Raw genomic sequence first — 20,524 nt, forward strand, 5'->3', positions numbered from 1 at the left:
ATGAGTGTTTGGTCTGGGATGTTGTCATAAGGGAATTATTGGCGCGGTTCGACCGGAATGGCAAGTCTCATTCCCCAACCATACGCAGATGGGGAGCCACCGGCACTTCCTTGGGCAGATAACAGGTGACGGTCGTGCCGATGTCAGGCTGCGAGTCCACTTCAACCCGGCCGCCATGCATTTCCATGAAACTCTTGACTAGAGACAGGCCCAGTCCGACCCCCTGGCCATTGGACACGTTGCTGCCAGTATAGAATTTCTCAAAAATCCGGTTCTGTTCCTCAGGCAGGATACCAATCCCGCTGTCCTTGACAAATATGCGGTACTGGGTCTCTTCCTCTCGTACCCCGATGGTGACAAATCCTGGCGCGGGGGTGAATTTCACCGCATTGCTAAGCAGATTCAAGATACAATGCTGTAGTCTCTTGCTGTCACCGCAGACCATGCCCAGATCATCCGGACAATCCAGCTCCACCTCCAGCCCCTTGGCGCGGATTGCTTCCGTCATCTCGTTCATGGCAGCCGCCAACATGTCCTTGAGCCGGAAACGGGACACCTCCAGGGTCATGCCGCCCGCCTCGATCACGGCCAGATCAAGAATATCGTTAATCAGGCCCAACAGGCGGTCGGAGGCCTGGAGAATATGCCGCATATAGGCATGCTGGTCATCGTTGAGCGGCCCCTGATATTCTTTGGCCAGAAGCTCCGCAAAACCAATAATGCTGTTAAGCGGGGTTCTGAGCTCATAGGACATATGCGCCAGGAATTCGGTTTTGATTCTGTCGGTTTCCTCCAGCGCCTGATTGCGTTCCCGCAGCGCCTGTTCAATGCGGAAACTGTCGGTGACGTCGATATAGGTGGTCAACACGCCGCCATCCGGCAGGGAAACCGCAAAAAAGTCCACCACTGTCTCGTCACTGCGCCGCAGCCGCCGGGAGGTGCCTTCGGTTTTAACCACGTCGCCAACCACAACCCCGCGGATTTCCTCACTCTGGTCCGGGCTGGTGAAATACCCGTCACAGGCGGCCATTACATCGGAAACATGCGGCCCTTCATTCAGAAATTCACGATCAAGCGCCCACATCTCGGCAAACCCCGGATTATACAGCTGTAACCGTCCATCCACCCCGAACACAGCCACCCCTTCGTGAAGATTGTTCAGCGTCTCCTGCTGCACAGCGAACAGTGTATTATAGGAGCGTTCCAGCGCCAGATGATCGGTCACATCCTCATAAAAAATCAGCAACCCTCCCTGGGGATGGGGCTGCGTCACTACTCTGAGCGTGGTTTCGTCCGGCAGATGCCACATTTCCTCTACCGGTTCCAGAAGCTGGGTATAGGCCTCAAGCTGCTTGCGTTTCCATTCCAGGAAGTTAGCCTGTTCCGGCAGCTTTCGGGCTTCACGCATGGCTTCCAACACCTCTCCATGATGCGGGTGGCTGAACAAAATTTCTTCGGGAATTTGCCACAGCCGGGCAAAGGCACTGTTGTAATACTCCAAGCGCTTGTCAATGCCGAAAATTGCCACCGCCGTCGAGAGTTTATTCAGGGTTTCCGAATGGGACTCCGTATGATGGATCAATTCGCCGCGGGCCTCTTCCAGCTCGGTAATATCCACGGCATAGCCCGCAAAGGCGCACAACCCCGTTTCGTCATAAAGCGGGATATTGTGAATATCCATGGCGCGGCGTTCCCCGCGGATCACTACAAAATGTTTGTCCCGCTGCACCTCCCCGGTTTTTTCTGCCATCAACGCCATGTCGCGGGCGCTTTTGCCAAGACTGGTGGTCACCAGCTCCTGATTGTCCCGCAACACCTGCTGGCGACTTTCCCCCTCCACCGCGTTCACATAGGCCTGATTGACCCAGGTTAGATTCAGGTCCTTGTCACGAACCCAGAACGGCAGCGCGACCTGATCAGCAATCATTTTATAGAACTGCTGCTGCTGGCGCAGGCGGACATATTCCTGCTGCTGGTGCAGGGCGATACTTTCTTCCCTGCTTAACCCCCTGAACCAAATGACGCTCTCGCTGCCTTCACTGACGCGGCGCGGATCCTTTAGTGGCAGACCCTGCACCGCAATCCAGCGTTCCCCCTGTTTGAGGCGAAGATGCAGAGAAAATTCCCTGGCCTCTTCCACCAGACGGTCACAACAGTCGCGGAACCGGTGAAATTCTGAGAGCGAGCTTTGGGCAACCCCCTTTTTCAGATTGTCAAGAGAACGCACCACGCCATCCACACCGAACCATTCCTCGAACCCGTTACTGACCTTAAGATGGCCCCGGCCGCTAATGGTCAGGTACACTTCATCGCGTGAGGATAGAAGTCGCTTGAGCGTGTCGTAACGCTGTTCAACAGTGTTCAGACGACGGTTAAGGCGGGTCCGGTGATACAGCATCAGCCCCAGAAGGACAAAGGCCAGCAGGCAGAAAATCGCAAAAGCCACCAGCAAGGTCTGATCCCCCGCCCCCCCTATCCCCGCCGGGACCTCAATCGCACAAAGGGCAGGAGACGGCAACAGCATGGCCGCCATCATCATTGCTCCGGTCCACACGCTTGCAAAAACTGTCGCCACCGGAATCCTTGTGTTTTTTTTGTCAGAAGACCCTGTCATTTACGGTGTGATGTCATAAGTGCCAAAAACCCTCGTTCCTAAGTTAGCCCGTCGCCCGGCAAAAGAAAAGCCCGTTTATGGGTAAGATCTATCCATAAACGGGCCGTAAAATTGCTTTTTTCGAGGGGCGCCCCCCTATTTACCCTTATTTAGAAACCATCCAATTAATACCGGTAATGTTCCGGCTTAAAGGGACCGTTCACAGGCACATCAATATACTGGGCCTGCTTTTCGGTCAGTTTGGTCAGTTTTACGCCAAGACGCGGCAGGTGCAGGGCGGCCACTTTTTCATCGAGATGCTTGGGCAGCACATGGACCTTGTTGTCATATTTGTCAGCATTGTTCCAGAGTTCGATCTGTGCCATCACCTGATTGGTGAAAGATGCACTCATAACAAAGCTGGGATGCCCCGTGGCGCATCCCAGATTGACAAGCCGGCCCTTGGCCAGCACGATCAGGCGCTTTCCATCCGGGAAGATCACTTCATCCACCTGCGGTTTGACTTCTTCCCATTTATAATTTTCCAGCGCGGAAATCTGGATTTCGGAATCGAAATGCCCAATGTTGCAGACGATCGCGCGGTCTTTCATTTCCCGCATGTGATCCAGCGTGATCACATCCACATTGCCGGTACAGGTCACAAAGATGTCCCCGATTTTAGCGGCTTCTTCCATGGTGGTGACTTCATACCCTTCCATGGCCGCCTGCAGGGCACAGATGGGATCAATTTCGGTGACCAACACCCGGGCTCCCTGCCCGCGCAGGCTGGCCGCAGAGCCCTTGCCCACATCACCATAACCGGCAACAACCGCGACCTTACCGGCCAGCATCACATCCGTGGCCCGTTTGATGCCGTCCACCAGGCTTTCGCGGCAGCCATAGAGGTTGTCAAATTTGGATTTGGTCACGCTGTCATTCACATTAATGGCGGGCACGGTCAGACGGCCTTCCTTGGCCATCTGGTAAAGCCGCAACACCCCGGTTGTGGTTTCTTCGGAAATGCCGCGCACATCGTCCAACAATTCCGGAAATTCATCATACATCATGGCCGTGAGGTCGCCGCCATCATCCAGGATCATATTGGGACGCCAGCCGTCAGGTCCCAGGATCGTCTGGCGAATGCACCACAAAAATTCCTCTTCCGTTTCCCCCTTCCAGGCGAAAACCGGAATGCCCCGTGCGGCAATGGCGGCAGCGGCATGATCCTGGGTCGAGAAAATATTGCAGGAAGACCAGCGCACCTCGGCCCCCAGCTCGATCAGGGTTTCGATCAGCACCGCGGTCTGAATGGTCATGTGCAGGCAACCGGCAATACGCGCACCTTTCAGCGGCTTTGACGCGCCATATTCCTCCCGCAGCGCCATCAACCCCGGCATTTCCGTTTCCGCAATGGCAATTTCGCGCCGCCCCCAGTCCGCCTGGGCAATATCGGCGACTTTATAATCAGTAAATTCGGTCATACCTCGCCTTTCCTTTCAGAAATCATATGCGGCTTATACCAAGATCGCCCCCCTGCCACAAGACATAAATAAAGAAATCTTTATATCTATATACATATAATCAAGAGACCCCCGTAAATGGCATTTATGTCCTGGCACAAATGACGTCTTCAGGGGGACAGTTGAACGGGCTTTGACCATATTCTGGACATCCCCAGACGTGGTTGCCATAATGGACCAATACACCAGATATAAACAATACTGAAACCAATGGGCGTAAAATCAACCAAAAAGGAAATTTACAGGGTGGCGAAGGGACTCCCCATTTCCGTCAAGGGGATTATTCTCAAGGGAGACGGCGCGCTGTTGCTACAGGAACCGGATGGGGAATGGGAATTGCCGGGCGGCAAACTGGAAGACGGCGAGGATCTGGAAAAAACCCTGATCCGGGAAATTTATGAAGAAACCGGCCTTAATGTCAGATCGGTCAGATTTCTTGAATATCATATTCGCACCCGGGACCGAGGCCGGTCAGATCTGTGTGTGGCAATATATTGCTGTGAGGCGAATTTTTCCTCTCTCAAGGACATTCGCCTGTCCAGGGAGCATATCCACGCCGGCCTGTTTGCTGTCTACGAACTGGATGATCTTTATCTGCTTGATATTTACCGGCAGAGCCTTAAAAAAGCGCTTTCCTGACCCGTACCGCCCTGTCCCAGCATAAGGATCACTGTCCCGATATAAGGATCTCTGTCAATGATACCCCCTTCCGATCACATGGAAATCGAACGCAAGTTTTTGGTCCGCAAACTGCCTAAGGAAGCGCCGGTCAAACAGCAGAATATTCGCCAAGGATATATTGCCCGTGAAAATGGCAATACAGTCCGCATTCGCCAGAAAGATCAAAATTATATCCTCAGCATCAAGGCCGCCCGCAGCGCAACTGTCCGTTATGAACTGGAATATGACGTGAGCGAACGGGACGCCAGGCTTTTGTTCGAGATCTGCACCGGACCGGTAATTGAAAAAACCCGGAAAATCTATCATCATAGGGGGCATGTCTGGGAGGTGGATATCTTTCACGGCCGTAATGCTGGGCTGGTCATTGCCGAGGTTGAGCTGAAAAGCGCCGAGGAGGGGGTGAAGGTGCCGGACTGGATCGGCCGGGAAGTAAGCACCGATGAACGGTTTTTTAACGCCTATCTGTTTTCTCGGCCGTTTCAGGACTGGGGGCTGAGTTATGAGGACCTCCTGGATGGCAAATAGAGTGAATTGTGAATAGGTTGACCCATTCTGCCGGTCAGCTCTGGCCCCAAGACATCCCGGGAGGGGGGGAAGGTTTTTTTTATTGACGAGTAAGCCCCGACCCAAAAAGCGTCTGAAAACGATTATAGATGTCTTTTGTATCAAAAGCCGTAAAACGGGCGGCAAATTCCTCCCGGGCGGCCTGCTGCCCCTTCAGAAGATGGGAACACAGAATGCCCATGGCCATAAAAGTCTGGGCCGTCCCCATGCCACGCGCCTGCATAGCCTGGGAAAACCCGGAAATGGAATGCGCCTGCACTTCGTAATCCTGAAAATCACCAAGATTATCCTGAAGGTTTTTCAACGTCTTGATCAAACCCCGTATGGCGCCGGCCGGATACAGCGACTGAAAAAACTCCAGCAGATAACGCAACTTCTTCCCGGTTTTGCGTAATTCGTGCAGATCTTCGGCCGGACTGTCCGCCGTGATCGCGCGCCCTTCGGCAATAATCCGGACAAACATTTTCCAGATACGCTTGTCGGCCACCTGCTTGATGGGCCGGAGTGCGTCTGATGCCGCCTCATCCCCGCGCGCTTCCCTCCTCAGGAAGGTTTTATAACGCCTGATCAGGTCCCGGTATTTTTTGCTTCTGAGGGCGCGGACCAGCTTTTTCTGCTCCTCGCACTGGCGGATCAAAAGAAATTTTCTCAACTCCGCCAGCGTCTCCCGATATTCTGGAGGCAGCAGGGCAAGATATGCATCGAATTTCAGCACATAGACATCCAGGTCGCGTTTGGGGCCGGTAATCTGCCCCAGCCAGGAGAACTGCTCTTTCCAGAAAGCCGCCTCCGGCCCTGGGAACACATTCTTGATCTGACTGAACGCCGAACGGGTGCGACGCACCGCCACCCGAAAATCATGCAGGAACTCACTGTCCAGATCGGCAATAAGGCCCTCTTCATTGGCGCGCAGGGTATCAAACAGGGTGTTCAGAATCTGTTTGGTGGCCGTCCCTGCCGGGGCTTGCGGATCCAGGGCAAGAGACAGTTTCGAGGAATATCCCCCCGGCGTGATCTCACACCGGCGGAGCAGATGTGACAGATAAGGAATATCACGCGTTTCAAATCCCATATCCTGTTGTAGCCGCTGCGCGAGCTTTGCAGCGTCCTGTTCATACCCCCTTACCGGCAGCAACCGCATGATCCAGCCATCCTCGATGGTGATGTCCTGCCCAGCGGGGTTGACCCGGCTATATTCCAGAAACACCGTAGCGATTTTTTTTCGGTCCCGCCCAAGCAAATGATATTCGCGGCGTGTCGTTTTCAGATCCAGAAGAGGCAGCAGACGCCGCATGTCCAGGACTTTTTCCAGACGCCGGCGAACCGGACTGGACGGCAAATCCCACACAAAAGCCGGTTTGGCGGATACCGTCCTCACAAGATCCTGTTTGCGGTCCGACAACACAACCCGGCCCAAAAGCCGGTCATCCTTGAGGCTGCGCCAGATCATCTGACGCCCCGCTTTATCCTCTTCAAACAGCAGATACCCGCCGGCGTTAAACAGCCGTCCGTCAAAAGTATCCAAAAACTGCTGGTAACAGTCTCCTTCATGGACCTGCACCAAACCGGTTTTCCGACAAAGATCGGAGGAAAAATGTTCAGGGCTCAGGGTTTCTGGACCATAAAAATACATGACCAGTCTTTTTTGCTTGGGCAAGCCCGCACCGCAGGGGCTTGCACAACTGTGGCATGACGAAAATATAACAAAACCATAAGAACCGCCCTATGATAACACAGCGCCGCACGCGTCCCAGACCTTATCCGGGTTAATTTTACCCTGAATTGTCATTTTACGCTGAGAATATCATAAGCGGCGGTGACCTGCTGAAATTTCCGCGCCGCCTCCTTATCGCCGGGATTAGTATCCGGGTGATATTTTTTCACCAGGCGGCGAAAAGCCGCCTTGATTTCTTTCTGACTGGCCGTCTCTTCCAGATCAAGCACGGCAAAAGCCGCCGCTCGCCGTTCCCCCGCGCCATAACTCTCTGCCCCGTTGTCATAGGCGCCGCTGTGGGTATACCCGGCGCTGGTGCGGGCTTCTTCCTGCGCCCGTCGGAAGGCTTCCGCCTTGTTACGGCCGGCAAAATAATTCCAGTTACGGTTATATTCCGTTACATGCTGCTGACAGAAATACCATTTTTCCGGGGAATCCGGTGCCTTGGGAGCGGGAAAGTTACCGGGCTGATCACATCCGTCATAATCACACAGCCGGACGGAAACCGGCTCGCGGTCCACATTATAGCCGTCCCACCTCGGGAATCCCCAGCTTTTTGAACGCGGCATGATCAGGCACCCTCCATATACACACTGTTTTGATGTAGCGTCCTTCGTCCCATCTTTCAAGCACCTGTCGCAATCATATCATTTTTTGCGGACGGACAGTCCGTTTTCTGTTTTCCGGCACCAGGCCTCCCTGTATTGAGGATGTATTGAGGATGTATTGAGGATGTATTGAGGATTTATTGAGGTTGTATTAAAACCGCCATCTCTCTCGGCTCCCGATCCACTGAGCGGCCCCCGTCTTGTAGCCGTAATTTAGCCATGAAGTTGAGGGTATAAGGTTTTTCTGTCGTTTCGGGGAAAATTCATGATAGTGTAGAGGCCAGGCCCTGGCGACAAAATTATAAGCCACTGCCTCTTGCAAATACAAGCTGGGGGACAGGGGTCCAGCTAAGGATAACCAGAACAAGGACGACGGAAATTTATGGCGACAACGATTGCACTTGTAGATGATGACCAGAATATTCTGACATCCGTAAGCATGGCGCTGGAAGCGGAAGGATTTGCCGTCAAAACCTATACCGACGGCGCCAGTGCCCTTCAGGGGATGAATGAAAATCCCGTGGATATGGCGGTACTGGACATCAAAATGCCGCGCATGGACGGCATGGAACTGCTGCGCCGGTTGCGGGAGAAACACAATTTCCCGGTCATTTTCCTCACCTCCAAAGATGATGAAATAGACGAAATGCTGGGTCTGAAAATGGGCGCGGATGATTACATCAAAAAACCCTTTTCCCAGCGGCTGCTGATTGAACGCATCAAAACCGTCCTGCGCCGGGTGGAAGCGGTGAAAAAGAGCACCCAGGCAGAGGAAGACGATGATGGCGTCATGGTCCGCGGACGACTGCGCCTGGATCCGGTGCGCCATCTGTGTCAATGGGATGGCCAGGATGTGAAACTGACGGTGACAGAGTTTCTTATTTTGCAGGCCCTGGCTTATCGGCCCGGGCATGTGAAAAGCCGGGACCAGCTGATGGATGTGGCCTATAATGATGATGTTTATGTGGATGACCGCACCATTGATAGCCACATCAAACGCCTGAGAAAAAAATTCCGGATGGTGGATTCGGACTTTGACGGCATTGAAACCCTGTACGGCGTTGGGTACCGTTACAGCGAAAGCTGAAAACGATCCAGACCCGATACCGAAACATGACTCTTGACACCCACGGGGACCAAACCAGAAAAACTTTCCGCACCCGCCCGAAGCGCCGCATCTCGCCGCTGACCTTTCGCATCATGCTGGTGAATGTCATGGCACTGGTCTTTCTGGGCGGCGGCATTCTTTATGTGGACCAGATGCAGGAAAGCCTGATGGAGGCCCGCATCGAGGACCTGTTGAAAGATGCCAAAATCATGGCGGCCTCCATTGGGGAAGCTGCCACCCGGGGACCGGAAACCACGGAAATCGAATTGCTTCCGGCGCAGCAAATTATTATCCGTTTGGTAGAGGTTACCGACATTCGCTCGCGTCTGTTCGACGTTTCAGGAACCAAGCTGATCGACAGCCGGGATTTGGCTGTGGAACACGCCATCATCGTTGACGAATTGCCGCCCGAAGGGGGCATCGCCAGTTTCTGGGAGCGGTTCGGCTGGGAAGTCTCTCACCTTCTCGACCGGCTGCACCGGCGATATGCGCTGGAAGAATACCACGAAATTGCCGGGGAAACGGCCGCCAATTATCCCGAGGTCCAGCAAGCCCTGGAAGGGGAAGACAGTTATCGGGTCCGGGTACTCACGGACCGCTTTGACATTATCACGGTGGCCGTACCGGTCCAGAGATTCCGCCGGGTGCTCGGGGCGCTTATGCTATCGGCCGATACCCGGGATATCCGGGAAGCCGTCCAGAACGCCCGCATGACTATCCTGGAGCTGTTTGGCGCGGCGCTGCTATTGACCCTGACCCTGTCGGCGTTTCTGGCACGGACCATCGTCTCGCCGATTCTCCGGCTGGCCCGGGCGGCAGACCGCATCCGCATGGCCACCAATGCCGAACACCGCATCCCGGATTATTCCGCCCGCAATGACGAAATCGGGGATCTGAGCCGTTCGCTCAGGGAAATGACCGATACGCTGGCCCGCCAGATTGATGCCATAGCCGCCTTTGCGGCGGATGTGGCGCATGAACTGAAAAATCCGCTCACTTCACTGCGCAGCGCCATTGAAACCCTGGAACTGGCCAAGACCGATGCCAACAAGAAAAAGCTGCTGGGCATCATCCAGCATGACGTCAAACGTCTGGACCGGCTGATTTCCGATATTTCGGATGCTTCGCGCCTCGATGCAGAACTGGCCCGCAGCCGCATGGAGCGGGTCAATATGACGGCGCTGCTGGAAACGCTGGTGGATATATACACCACGACCCAGCGCGACCGGCTGCCCCAAATTATCCTTGAAGTCGGTTCCCGGCGGCGTCCCCCCGAGGCGGGACGTCCGGCCTGTTATGTGATGGGACTGGAAGGCCAGCTGGGCCAGGTGGTGCGCAACCTGATCGACAATGCCATTTCCTTTTCCCGGCCGGAGGGCCATATCTGGGTCAGGCTGCGCCAGAACAAGGGCATGATCGAACTTGTGGTGGAAGACGAAGGGGTCGGCATCCCGGAAAACAAACTGGAAGATATCTTTAAGAGATTTTATTCCGAACGCCCGAAAGGCGAGGCATTCGGCAAACATTCCGGGCTGGGGTTGAGCATCTGCAAACAGATTGTGGAATCACACGGTGGCAGCATCCGGGCGGAAAACCGCCCGGACGGTCCGGGGGCTCGCTTTACGGTCCTGCTACCCGCCGCACCGAAGTCCTGAGATCAAATTATAAAATTCAGGTTGTAAAGTCCCCATAAATTTCGGATCTTGGGACACAGCTCCCAGAAAGAACGGCAATCAGGGTGAACGGTATGGAACTCTTACATGCAACAGTGGTGGAATGGCAGGGAAAAGGCATCATGATCATGGGGCCACCCGGCGCTGGCAAATCCGATCTGGCATTGCGTCTGATTGATGCGGGGGGGATTCTGGTGGGGGATGATTATGTCAATATCAGCAAGGAAAAGGACCGGCTTATCGCGCGGCCGGCGGAAAATATTGCCGGACTGATGGAGGTGCGCGGGGTGGGGCTGGTACATATGGCTTATAAAAAACAGGCCGGCCTTGACCTGGTGCTGGATCTGAAAGCCGAGCGCAGCGCCATCGAACGCTTGCCCGAAGCGGCATATTTTGAACGGCTAGGCGTACGTCTGCCCCGACTGGAGTTTTACGCTTTCGAGGTCTCGGCGGTGGCGAAGCTGCGCTGTGCGATCGATTTTTTCAATCTCTGACTTTTCACACAGCGGGGATTGACTCAACTGGCGGAATAGCCCTTACTAGAGTGAATTGTGATGAGATTGACTCTAGAGTGAAAGTTGAACAAGGTGTTTCCCGAAGATGTCACAGGCCGTTCCACAAGACGCTGCTGAAGAGGCCGGCAAAAAGCTGAAGCTGTTGTTGATCACGGGGTTGTCCGGGGCCGGAAAATCCACAGCACTCAAGGCGCTGGAAGACATCGGATATGAGGCCATCGACAATCTGCCACTCAGCCTGCTGCCCAATCTGATTGATCTGGCCCGGGGCGATGACCCCGATCACGCCAATCCTGCCTTTGCCATTGGCATTGACGCCCGGACCCGCAACTTCAATCCGCAAAAAATTACCAGCCAGCTGCGCAAACTCAAGGCGCGGGCCGATGTGGACATCCGTGTTCTGTTTTTCGACTGTAACAATAACATTATTGCCAAACGGTTCACGGAAACCCGGCGGCGTCATCCGCTGGCCATTGACCGTCCTATGGCCGACGGCATTGTCCGTGAGCGCCAGATGATGGAGGTGCTCCGCGCTGAAGCGGATTATGTTTTCGATACGACGGATCTTGGCGTACACGAGTTAAAGCGTCTTTTAAGCCAACGGTTTGAACGTTCCATCGGCGGCGACATGACCATCTCTATCTGCTCGTTCAGCTATCCCAAGGGGTTGCCCCGGGATGCGGATCTTGTCCTGGATGTACGTTTTCTCAGAAATCCGCATTATGTGGAAAATCTGAAACCGTTGAGCGGCCTTGACCCCGAGGTTTGCGCCTATGTGGAGGGAGACCCGGACTATCAGACGTTCTGGGACAGAATTGCCAGCTTGATTTTATGGCTTCTCCCTGAGTATAAGAAGGAAGGAAAAGCCTATCTGACCATTGCCTTCGGCTGCACGGGCGGTCGTCACAGGTCGGTGTGTGTGGCTGAAAAAATGGCTGGATTTTTGCGTCAGAAAGGATTTCTGGTGACGCTTCATCATCGTGAACTTCCGTCTGCGGACTAGGCGGAGGACCTCACACAACACAGGATGTGTATATGATTGGTATGGTTGTTGTAACGCATGGCAGACTGGCGGAAGAGTTTGTATCCGCCATGGAACATGTGGTTGGGCCGCAAAAGGCCGTCAGGTCCATCTGTATTGGCCCCGATGATGATATGGAACAGCGACGGCAGGATATTTTCGATGCCGTCAAGGATGTGGACGAAGGGGACGGCGTCATTCTTCTCACCGACATGTTTGGCGGCACCCCGTCCAATCTGGCCATCTCCATCATGGACAACGCCAATGTGGAAGTGATTGCCGGTATCAACCTGCCCATGCTGATCAAGCTGGCCAGTGTGCGGGTGGCTTCCTCCATGGAAGATGCTATCAAAGCCGCCCAGGACGCCGGCAAGAAATATATCAACGTGGCTTCCCATGTGCTGTCCGGAGAAGCCTGATGACCACCGCCTCCCGTAATTTGACCCAGGAGAGGGCCGCCGACATGGCCCAGGAACCGCAACGCCGGACCGTCACAATCGTCAACCGGCGCGGGCTTCACGCCCGGGCGTCGGCAAAATTCGTCTCCGTGGCAGAACGTTATCAGGCGGATATCGAAGTTTCCAAAGACGGAACCACCGTCAGCGGCACCTCGATCATGGGGCTGATGATGTTGGCAGCGGCCCCGGGGGACCAGATCACGCTCAGCGGCAGCGGCCCCGATGTGGGCGCCGCCCTCGACGACCTGCAACAGATGATCGAAAACAAATTCGGTGAAGAATAACGCCTTTTGACGTCATCGCTATGCCCCTGCTCAAAAATATATGACAGAGCAATATATGACAGGGCGCGCGATGACAGCTTTTCTTTCATCATCCTTGCCGCAAAGGCGGCAATCCAGCCCCTCACCAAAGACATTCCGCCCAGCTTGTTCGGGAGGGCTTTGTTTGAAAGAGAACTGGAAAAGAGCTCTTATAATTAGGACTCTTATAATTAGGACACTGGTAATAAGGACTCTGGGCTCCCGCCTGTGCGGGAGCGACGGAAGGAGTCTTCGGCAGTCGCGATAACATTTTCGGCGATAGCCTCCAACACCCCTGAAAACATTGAAAAAGCGCTCCCACACCTGTGTCAGCAGCTCATGAACTGTGCGATCCTTTCCCATTACGCATAAATGTTCTTGATTTGTTCTTATTTGTCCCTATAATAGTCTTATTGATGTGATTCTTGCCTATCACACAACACAACATAGGACTGTTATTCAGCCTCTGGGGGACATTCATGAACACCATCAAACGCAACCCATCCGACACAGATCCCGAAATTCGGACAGGGCACCCCGTGCACTCCCGCGATGCCCCGGGGCGGCCCAAACCGCCGGTCTCCTCCTTTCGCAAAGCCCGCGCCACCCGGCGGCGCAAACGGGCGGAACAAGGATTGGCCGCCAGCCTGTCCCCACAGGGCGCAACCGGCGCCAGGTCCGCCCGACGGCCCTGTCCGATCACCTCCCCCGTCCCGGCCCCGGTGGGTCCCACCCGGGAGACGGCGGCCAAATTGCGCCCTGACCCGCTGCTGCGTTTGGCAGAAACCGGCAGTCTTGACGCCCGTCATGTGTGGGCGGCCCATCAGATTCGTCGATGTTTCCAGCTGATCACTGCCGAAGCCGGGGTGAGGGTCACCCGCTATTCGGATGTGGTGGTCCACAGCGGCCCGCGACCGGCGCCCGTAGAACGGGACACGGAGATCCGCCTCAAAGAACGTTATCTCGACTGGGTCGAGGCCATGACGACCGCCCGTCTTCAGCTCGGGCCGGTCCTTGATGTGGTGATTGATGAACACTCGCTGAGCATGACAGACCGGAAATGGCAGCGGCGCAAGGGATGGGCCCGCGATCATCTGCGCCACAGCCTTGATCTGTACCTGACGGTGACCACCCAAAAACGGCGTGGGGGCAACCATGAAGCTTAGCGCCCACTTTAGCCTGGACGAACTGGTTCGGTCGGAAACCGCCCTGCGCCGGGGTCTGGACAACACGCCGCCACCCCCGGTTATTGAAAAACTTGCCCTTCTGGTCCGCCATATTCTGGAACCGGTCCGCACGGCCTTCTCCCTGCCCTTTTCGCCCAGCAGTGGCTATCGCTGCCCGGCCCTGAACCGACTTCTGGGGTCCCGGGAGACGTCTCAGCATATCCGCGGCGAAGCCGTGGACTTCCGCCTTCCAGGTATCCCGTTGATCGAGGTGGCCCACTGGATCCGGGACCATCTGGACTATGACCAGCTTATTCTCGAATTTTATGATCCGCTGTCGCCGGGGCGGGGCTGGCTCCATTGTTCCTGGGTTGGCACCGAACGGAATCGTCACGATGCCCTGATTTTCGACGGCCATATGTATCGGAGGTTTTGACATGTCTTTTCTGGGAAAACTGTTTGGCGGGCCGGCAGTGGATGCGGTTTCCGCCCTTGGCAATGTGTTTGATAAGTTGTTCACCAGTGATGAGGAAAAAGCCCGGGCCCGGGCGGTGCTTGAAAAAATTCGCCAGCAACCGCACCTGCTTCAGGCGGAAATCAACCGGGTGGAAGCCGCGCACCGGTCCGTTTTTGTGGCCGGTTGGCGGCCATTCATCGGCTGGGTCTGCGGACTGGGGTTTCTGTGGGCTTTTTTGTTGCATCCGCTGGTGGAATGGCTGGTAGCGGTGCAAGAACTGGATATTGTCCCTCCGGAAATCAGAACGGATCATATGATGGAACTGGTGCTGGCGCTTCTCGGTCTCGGGGCCCTGCGCAGTGCCGAGAAAATGACGGGTCGCAGCAAATAAGTCTCTCTCAAATCTTGCTTTTTGCCCGAGGATCAGGGACACTTACCCACAGTCTCATGAAACAAACCCAAGAGATTGACGGACCAAAAAAAACCATTGAGGGGAAGGCCGATGAAAAAAGCTCTGTTTGCCGTTCTTATAATCCTGGCTCTAATCATTGGCGCGCTGGTGTATATCGCCTCGCAGGCCGGGGCGCTGATTCAGAAAGCGACACTGGATTATGGCCCGGAAGTCACCGGCGCGGCCATTGAACTGGATGGGGTGGACGTGTCCTTTCTCGGCGGGCAGGCCCGCCTCAACGGGCTGGTGGTTCACAATCCGGAAGGGTTCAAATCCTCTCATGCCTTCAAAGTGGATGAGGTTGCCGTCAGGCTGGACGTGATGTCAGTGATGGACGATGTGATCCGTATTCAGGAAATCCGCATCCAGGGCGCCGATCTGGTCTATGAACTGGGCAGCAAAGGCAACAATATCCACCAGTTGCAGAAAAATGTGGAAAACTACATCGCCCGCTTTGGGGCCCGTGAGGACAGCGAAAGCGTCAAAAAATTCATCATTGACGATATTTATGTCAACGGCACCAAAGTGCAGCTGGCCACTGACCTGATGGGCGGCAAAAGCGCTGGCCTGACCCTGCCGGATATCCATCTGGAAAATGTGGGTAATGAAAACAAGGCGGCCACCGGCGCCGAGGTGCTGAAAAAAGTCCTGAGTGCGGTCAATACCAGCCTTGGCAAGGTGGTGACCAAGGACATGATCAAAGACGCGCTGGGCGAAGCGGAAAATATACTCAAGGATATTTTCAAATAAGGCGCTGGCATCCGTTTAAACCCAGCCCACAGGAGAACAACAGATGATATGGATCATTCTGATCGCCGTTCTGATCGGCCTTTACCTGTTATATTACGCGCTGATCTCGCGCCGGAACAAGGTCCTGGAAGCGTTGTCGGGCATTGATGTGCAATTAAAAAAACGTCATGATCTTCTGCCCAACGTCCTGAGCATTGCCAAAAAATATATGGAGCATGAACGAGATGTGCTGAATCGGGTGACGGAAATGCGCAGCCGCGCCGACCAGTCCTATGACCGCCGCAAGCCGGAGGAAGTCGAACGCCACCTGGAGGCGGAAAAGGGGCTGCAAGCTGCCATGATGCAGCTTTTTGCGGTGGCCGAAAACTATCCCGACCTCAAGGCGCACCAAACCATGATTCAGGCCCAGCAGAGCTTTGAAGAGGTGGAAGGCCACATTGCCGCCGCCCGGCGGTTCTATAACAGCGCAGTGACGGATCTGAACAATCTGGTACAGATTTTCCCCACCAGCGTCATTGCCGGCCTCATCGGTATCAAAAGCATGCCTTATCTGGAAGCGGACGACACCGAACGCAAGCCGGTTGTGGCTACAGATTATTTGTAACCCCCTTACGCTTTCCCAATGAATCATAACACCATGATCAGCGCCCAGGGGGAGTAAGATGAACTGGTCAGGCATTTTGCCGGAACTGGAAGGGTTTGAAGCCTATGTGCAGCAGGACCTGCGCCCGCAGCTGGAGGCGTTGCAGGCCGAGCGCCCGCGCGCCATAAAAAGCCTTGTCCTTGGCGTGGCCCTGGCCCTTCTTGTGTTTAGCGCGCTGGCTGTCTTCATCTGGCTACAGGAGCAGGACCTCCGGCTTCTGTTGCTTGCCGCTTTTGCGGCTGGTGGCATCGGGTGGCTGGGATCCCGCCCCCTCTTGCGGCTTCATAAAAAGGCCAAAGTCAGGATCATGGACAGCCTGTGCGGGTATCTGGGCCTTAACTATCGCCTGAAACCGCAAAACTGTTCCGTTAGCAGATTCAGAAAACTCGCCCTGGTGCCGGGCCATGACGAACGCAAAACCGAAGACCAGATTTATGGCCGGATCGGCGAGGTGGATTTTAATCTGTTTGAGGCCAAACTGGTGCGCATTTCCCGGGACAGCAAGGGACGGCGCCGCCGCACCACTGTGTTTCGGGGACTTCTGGCCGAATTTGACTTTCACAAAAACTTCTCCGGCACCACCATCATCCGCAAGGACCAGACTTTTTTGGGAAACATCCTTGACGGGCTGGGCCGGGGAGACCGGGTGAAGCTGGAAGATCCGGTTTTCGAAAAATATTTCGAGGTTTATGCCAGCGATCAGGTGGAGGCCCGGTATCTGCTCACTCCCGCCTTTATGGAACGCATTCTCAATCTGGGACGGATCGTGGGCGAAGGCAATTTGCAGATGGCCTTTGATCGGGGCGCTTTATCCCTGGCGATCCGCAAATCCAAAAACAGTTTTGAAGGCGGCGGGATCTTCATGGATTTCACGGACCCCGCGCGGCTAGTGGAAGCAGCACGGGAACTGGCCCTTATTTATGGCATTGTGGAGACCTTGCGCCTGGAACTCAAAACCAGGATCTGAGCCTGCCCGGATCACGATCAAAGCTTGCTGATTGGGTCTTTTTTGATTACTCTTGTAAGAACCATAAAAAATTGGGGGAATGGGGATGTACCGTATAGCCGTTCTGGCGTTTCTTTGTATCGTTTATATTCTTCCTGTCCACGCCACGGATGAGCCCAGAAGTGTTGCCGCCAAAATTTTCGGCCGTCTGCCCATGGTCAAGAGCCTCAAGCTGTCACCAGACGGCACCCGACTGGCCATCCTGCAACGGATGGGGGGACGCACCGGGATGCTAACCATGAGCCTGAGGCCCGAAGAAAAAGGCAAAAAGTTTCTCATCGGCTTCAAGGATGGGGAATTCAACTGGGTACGCTGGCTGACCAATGAGCGTCTCGCGGTGAGTATACGTTTTCCTGCAAAACGTTTTGGCACGGAAACCATCGAAACCCGGCTTCTTGCCATGGACTGGACCAAACAGAACCAGATCAACCTGGTTCAGAAACAGAAACATAAGGCCAACGGATCTACAACCAGCTCCATGACCTGGGCTACCCAGTTCCAGGATGCCGTGGTCAGTTTCCTGCCCGATGATCCGGATCATATTCTGCTCGCGCTCGATACCTATGACACGATGAATCATCCCGATGTGTACAAGGTCAATATTCACACTGCGGATCGGAAAAAAATAGTGCGCAGCAGGAGCACCATTATGAACTGGCACGCGGACCAGAAGGGGGTTGTGCGTCTGGGCACCGGGTTAAGCAAGGACAGAAGATACAAGGTCCTTTACCGCAAAAGTGAAAACCACAGGTGGACATATATCGCCGACTATGACCTGATCGACGCCAACGCCCCCTTTGAATTTGTGGAATTCAGCACCGAGCCCGAAATGATTTTTGTCTCCCGCCTGGATGAAGCAGGCCGCAAAGCATTTTACAAATACAATACCGAAACGGGGGAATTCGTCGAAAAAATCGCCGGCAGCCAGAAGGTGGATATTGAAACCATTGACGTGGATGAGGATGGCAATCTGCGCAGCTATGTCTACCCCGATGAAAATCCGCAAATCGTACATCTGGATAAAAAGCGTAAGGCGATACAGGGGTTTCTCGACAAACAGTTCCCCGGCGAAGAAGCCCGTATTGTCTCCGCCAGCAAAGATCAGAAAAGTTTCATCATTTATGTAACCTCCCCGCAAAATCCAGGCGACTATTATTATCTGAACCTGGACAGCCGACGCATGGACTGGATCGGAGAAAACTATCCGGGACTGGATCGCAGCCGGCTATCGGACATGACGCCTCTCACCTATACGGCCCGCGACGGCCTAGAAATTCCCGCTTATCTATCCCTGCCGAAAGGAAAAGAAGCCAAAAACCTGCCCACCGTGATTTTACCCCATGGCGGGCCAGCCAGCCGGGATTACTGGGGTTTTAATTATTGGGTGCAGTTGCTCACCACCCGGGGGTATGCGGTGTTGCAAATGAATTACCGGGGGTCCACCGGCTATGGCGCGCAGTATGAAAGCCTGGGCGATCATGAGTTTGGCGGCAAGATGCTGGAAGACATCATTGATGGGGCCCGGTGGGTGGCCGCGCAAGGCATCGCCGACCGGGATCGCCTGTGTATCATGGGCGGCAGTTACGGGGGCTATGCCGCATTACAAACCGTGGTGAGGGAGCCGGACCTGTTTCAATGTGCGGTGGCCTTTGCTCCCATCACAGATGTCCGCAAGATGGTTTCCGATATGAAAAAGTATGTCGGCAGCAAAGTGAGGCGCGACTATGTGCGCCATGATGACCTGTCCTATGGCGACATTTCCCCTTACCTTCATGTGGACAAGATCAATATTCCTGTACTTCTGGCCCATGGTACCAAGGACCGGCGTGTCCGTTATCTTCAGGGGGAAAAGTTCGCCAGGAAAATGAAAAATAAAGGCAAGGATATTCTTTTCCTGAAATTTGAGGACGGCAACCATCACTTAAGCCGCGAACAACACCGCATCAGATTTATGGTCGAGGTGGAAAAATTTCTCAAAAAACATCTGGAATACCCCGAATAAGGCCTGTTCCCAAAACGTCTTGCGGCTTTTCCTGGGAACGACGCAAGGCGCAGCGATGAATGCCCCTTGACGTCCGGCGACGTTTGTCGGAATAATCCCGTTTTCTGGACCGGAACCCGGTCCGGGGTCGTGCTCTAGAGTGAATTAGGTCAATCTATTCACAATTCACGCTAAATGAAAACAACTGAAGGGAAATCCATGCGCATCTTGACTTTTGCCGGGGGACTGGGGCTGATTACCCTGATTGTTTTCATTATGGTCATTGGCCGGGATCTGCTTGTGCCGTTTATGATTGCAGTGGTGATCTGGTATCTGATTCATACCCTGTCCGACTATTTTCAGAAAATCCGCCTGGCCGGCAGGAGCTTGCCGCCCAAGCTGAGTTTCGCGCTGGCGTTGCTGACCATGATGATGGCGCTGGTGCTACTGTTTGACATGATCAGCAACAACATCACCGACGTGAAAACCGCCGCCCCCCACTACCAGGAAAATTTTCGTTCCCTTACAGGGCGGTTTTTTGCCCTGATCGGTCTTGACGACCAGGTCAATCTCAACCAGTTTTTAAGCCAGATCAGCCTGGCGCCGTTTATCACCAATATTGCCTCGACCATGGCGGCGCTCGCGGGCAATGCCAGTCTGATCCTCATTTATCTGCTGTTTCTGATCCTGGAAGAGAAGTTTTTTCCGCAGAAGCTGGACGCCCTGCTGAAAAATTCCCGTTATGATGAAACGGTGCGCACCATTCTAACCCATGTGGCGCAGGATATCGAAAAATACGTGGCGATCAAAACCTTTGTCAGTCTGCTGACGGGGCTGGCCTGTTATGTGGTGCTGATCCTGGTGGGCGTGGATTATGCAGAATTCTGGGCGTTTATTATTTTTCTTCTGAACTATATCCCCACCATTGGTTCGCTGCTGGCAGTGATATTTCCGGCCCTGCTGTCTCTGGTGCAGTTTGACACCTTTACACCTTTTGTGGTGGTGCTCGTCACGCTGGGGACGATTCAGTTCAGTGTGGGCAACATTCTGGAACCCAAACTGATGGGCAATTCTTTGAATCTAAGCCCGTTGGTGGTGATGTTGTCGCTGGCTTTGTGGGGCAGTATCTGGGGTATTGCCGGCATGTTTTTAAGCGTGCCGTTCACGGTCATCCTGATGATTGTGTTTTCCCAGTTTCCAGCCACCCGACCGGTGGCCATCCTGTTGTCCCAGGACGGTTATATCAAGGCACGGAAAGTGGTCAAAAATTCCGGATCACCACAGCAAGAAGAGGCGGCCGGCGTCTGATACCG

General features: G+C 54.4%; 20 protein-coding genes. 16 read left to right on the top strand and 4 right to left on the bottom strand.

The window, feature by feature from the left end; genetic code table 11:
* Positions 1-67: 67 nt before the first annotated feature.
* The gene (locus tag FE788_RS12095) at positions 68-2,575 is read right to left on the bottom strand and encodes a PAS domain-containing sensor histidine kinase (protein WP_168190401.1); all 2,508 of its coding nucleotides are present in this window, start codon (positions 2,573-2,575) and stop codon (positions 68-70) included.
* Positions 2,576-2,778: 203 nt separating this feature from the next.
* The gene (gene ahcY / locus FE788_RS12100; RefSeq protein ID WP_138380880.1) at positions 2,779-4,074 is read right to left on the bottom strand and encodes an adenosylhomocysteinase; all 1,296 of its coding nucleotides are present in this window, start codon (positions 4,072-4,074) and stop codon (positions 2,779-2,781) included.
* A gap of 285 nt (positions 4,075-4,359) precedes the next feature.
* On the opposite strand from ahcY, the gene FE788_RS12105 reads away from it, so the two are divergent.
* Both FE788_RS12105 and FE788_RS12110 read left to right on the top strand, forming a co-directional pair.
* Entirely contained in the window at positions 4,360-4,752 is a 393-nt protein-coding gene (locus FE788_RS12105; RefSeq protein ID WP_168190402.1) for an NUDIX domain-containing protein, read from the top strand.
* 57 nt (positions 4,753-4,809) lie between these two features.
* Positions 4,810-5,319, top strand: coding sequence for a CYTH domain-containing protein (locus tag FE788_RS12110; protein WP_138380882.1), 510 nt, complete (start codon positions 4,810-4,812; stop codon positions 5,317-5,319).
* Between the two features lie 79 nt (positions 5,320-5,398).
* Here the strand turns inward: FE788_RS12110 and FE788_RS12115 are convergent, their stop codons facing one another.
* Both FE788_RS12115 and FE788_RS12120 read right to left on the bottom strand, forming a co-directional pair.
* Positions 5,399-6,991 carry a CHAD domain-containing protein gene (locus FE788_RS12115; protein ID WP_138380883.1) on the bottom strand — a complete coding sequence of 531 codons (1,593 nt, stop codon included), beginning with the start codon at positions 6,989-6,991 and terminating at the stop codon, positions 5,399-5,401.
* A 152-nt stretch (positions 6,992-7,143) separates the two neighbouring features.
* Positions 7,144-7,641, bottom strand: coding sequence for a J domain-containing protein (locus tag FE788_RS12120; protein ID WP_138380884.1), 498 nt, complete (start codon positions 7,639-7,641; stop codon positions 7,144-7,146).
* 421 nt (positions 7,642-8,062) lie between these two features.
* Between FE788_RS12120 and FE788_RS12125 the strand changes: the two genes are divergently transcribed.
* The 14 genes from FE788_RS12125 (at position 8,063) to FE788_RS12190 (ending at position 20,519) form a co-directional block, all read left to right on the top strand.
* Entirely contained in the window at positions 8,063-8,767 is a 705-nt protein-coding gene (locus tag FE788_RS12125; protein ID WP_138380885.1) for a response regulator transcription factor, read from the top strand.
* Between the two features lie 26 nt (positions 8,768-8,793).
* Positions 8,794-10,443, top strand: coding sequence for a stimulus-sensing domain-containing protein (locus FE788_RS12130; protein ID WP_138380886.1), 1,650 nt, complete (start codon positions 8,794-8,796; stop codon positions 10,441-10,443).
* A gap of 92 nt (positions 10,444-10,535) precedes the next feature.
* Complete coding sequence (locus FE788_RS12135) at positions 10,536-10,955, top strand: HPr kinase/phosphorylase (RefSeq protein WP_138380887.1); 420 nt, start codon at positions 10,536-10,538, stop codon at positions 10,953-10,955.
* A gap of 106 nt (positions 10,956-11,061) precedes the next feature.
* A complete protein-coding gene (rapZ, locus tag FE788_RS12140; protein WP_138380888.1) occupies positions 11,062-11,979 on the top strand; it encodes an RNase adapter RapZ in 918 nt (305 codons plus the stop codon).
* A gap of 32 nt (positions 11,980-12,011) precedes the next feature.
* Positions 12,012-12,416, top strand: coding sequence for a PTS sugar transporter subunit IIA (locus tag FE788_RS12145; RefSeq protein WP_138380889.1), 405 nt, complete (start codon positions 12,012-12,014; stop codon positions 12,414-12,416).
* Between the two features lie 44 nt (positions 12,417-12,460).
* On the top strand, positions 12,461-12,739 hold the full coding sequence (locus tag FE788_RS12150) for an HPr family phosphocarrier protein (protein WP_342779566.1): 279 nt from the start codon (positions 12,461-12,463) through the stop codon (positions 12,737-12,739).
* Positions 12,740-13,236: 497 nt separating this feature from the next.
* Positions 13,237-13,923, top strand: coding sequence for a hypothetical protein (locus FE788_RS12155; RefSeq protein WP_138380891.1), 687 nt, complete (start codon positions 13,237-13,239; stop codon positions 13,921-13,923).
* Positions 13,913-14,359 carry a D-Ala-D-Ala carboxypeptidase family metallohydrolase gene (locus FE788_RS12160; RefSeq protein ID WP_138380892.1) on the top strand — a complete coding sequence of 149 codons (447 nt, stop codon included), beginning with the start codon at positions 13,913-13,915 and terminating at the stop codon, positions 14,357-14,359. The genes FE788_RS12155 and FE788_RS12160 overlap by 11 nt, the downstream gene beginning before the upstream one ends.
* 1 nt (position 14,360) lies before the next feature.
* Complete coding sequence (locus tag FE788_RS12165) at positions 14,361-14,771, top strand: 3TM-type holin (protein ID WP_138380893.1); 411 nt, start codon at positions 14,361-14,363, stop codon at positions 14,769-14,771.
* A gap of 111 nt (positions 14,772-14,882) precedes the next feature.
* Positions 14,883-15,581 (top strand): AsmA family protein, encoded by a 699-nt coding sequence (locus FE788_RS12170; protein WP_138380894.1) that lies wholly within the window; start codon positions 14,883-14,885, stop codon positions 15,579-15,581.
* A 43-nt stretch (positions 15,582-15,624) separates the two neighbouring features.
* Complete coding sequence (locus FE788_RS12175; RefSeq protein WP_138380895.1) at positions 15,625-16,185, top strand: LemA family protein; 561 nt, start codon at positions 15,625-15,627, stop codon at positions 16,183-16,185.
* A gap of 58 nt (positions 16,186-16,243) precedes the next feature.
* Complete coding sequence (locus tag FE788_RS12180) at positions 16,244-17,191, top strand: DUF3137 domain-containing protein (protein ID WP_138380896.1); 948 nt, start codon at positions 16,244-16,246, stop codon at positions 17,189-17,191.
* Between the two features lie 85 nt (positions 17,192-17,276).
* The gene (locus FE788_RS12185) at positions 17,277-19,232 is read left to right on the top strand and encodes an alpha/beta hydrolase family protein (protein WP_168190403.1); all 1,956 of its coding nucleotides are present in this window, start codon (positions 17,277-17,279) and stop codon (positions 19,230-19,232) included.
* 198 nt (positions 19,233-19,430) lie between these two features.
* Positions 19,431-20,519, top strand: a complete 1,089-nt coding sequence (locus FE788_RS12190) for an AI-2E family transporter (RefSeq protein WP_168190404.1) — start codon at positions 19,431-19,433, stop codon at positions 20,517-20,519.
* The last annotated feature ends 5 nt before the right edge of the window (positions 20,520-20,524 follow it).

The organism is Luteithermobacter gelatinilyticus, from assembly GCF_005849285.1.
GTDB classification, from domain to species: Bacteria; Pseudomonadota; Alphaproteobacteria; order Sphingomonadales; family Emcibacteraceae; genus Luteithermobacter; species Luteithermobacter gelatinilyticus.

Excerpts from the sequence above, each read along its gene's own strand:
- ahcY (WP_138380880.1), bottom strand. The coding sequence starts at position 4,074 with ATGACCGAATTTACTGATTATAAAGTCGCCGATATTGCCCAGGCGGAC.
- FE788_RS12110 (WP_138380882.1), top strand. The coding sequence starts at position 4,810 with ATGATACCCCCTTCCGATCACATGGAAATCGAACGCAAGTTTTTGGTC.
- FE788_RS12115 (WP_138380883.1), bottom strand. The coding sequence starts at position 6,991 with ATGTATTTTTATGGTCCAGAAACCCTGAGCCCTGAACATTTTTCCTCC.
- FE788_RS12120 (WP_138380884.1), bottom strand. The coding sequence starts at position 7,641 with ATGCCGCGTTCAAAAAGCTGGGGATTCCCGAGGTGGGACGGCTATAAT.
- FE788_RS12125 (WP_138380885.1), top strand. The coding sequence starts at position 8,063 with ATGGCGACAACGATTGCACTTGTAGATGATGACCAGAATATTCTGACA.
- FE788_RS12130 (WP_138380886.1), top strand. The coding sequence starts at position 8,794 with ATGACTCTTGACACCCACGGGGACCAAACCAGAAAAACTTTCCGCACC.
- FE788_RS12135 (WP_138380887.1), top strand. The coding sequence starts at position 10,536 with ATGGAACTCTTACATGCAACAGTGGTGGAATGGCAGGGAAAAGGCATC.
- rapZ (WP_138380888.1), top strand. The coding sequence starts at position 11,062 with ATGTCACAGGCCGTTCCACAAGACGCTGCTGAAGAGGCCGGCAAAAAG.
- FE788_RS12145 (WP_138380889.1), top strand. The coding sequence starts at position 12,012 with ATGATTGGTATGGTTGTTGTAACGCATGGCAGACTGGCGGAAGAGTTT.
- FE788_RS12150 (WP_342779566.1), top strand. The coding sequence starts at position 12,461 with ATGGCCCAGGAACCGCAACGCCGGACCGTCACAATCGTCAACCGGCGC.
- FE788_RS12155 (WP_138380891.1), top strand. The coding sequence starts at position 13,237 with ATGAACACCATCAAACGCAACCCATCCGACACAGATCCCGAAATTCGG.
- FE788_RS12160 (WP_138380892.1), top strand. The coding sequence starts at position 13,913 with ATGAAGCTTAGCGCCCACTTTAGCCTGGACGAACTGGTTCGGTCGGAA.
- FE788_RS12165 (WP_138380893.1), top strand. The coding sequence starts at position 14,361 with ATGTCTTTTCTGGGAAAACTGTTTGGCGGGCCGGCAGTGGATGCGGTT.
- FE788_RS12170 (WP_138380894.1), top strand. The coding sequence starts at position 14,883 with ATGAAAAAAGCTCTGTTTGCCGTTCTTATAATCCTGGCTCTAATCATT.
- FE788_RS12175 (WP_138380895.1), top strand. The coding sequence starts at position 15,625 with ATGATATGGATCATTCTGATCGCCGTTCTGATCGGCCTTTACCTGTTA.
- FE788_RS12180 (WP_138380896.1), top strand. The coding sequence starts at position 16,244 with ATGAACTGGTCAGGCATTTTGCCGGAACTGGAAGGGTTTGAAGCCTAT.
- FE788_RS12185 (WP_168190403.1), top strand. The coding sequence starts at position 17,277 with ATGTACCGTATAGCCGTTCTGGCGTTTCTTTGTATCGTTTATATTCTT.
- FE788_RS12190 (WP_168190404.1), top strand. The coding sequence starts at position 19,431 with ATGCGCATCTTGACTTTTGCCGGGGGACTGGGGCTGATTACCCTGATT.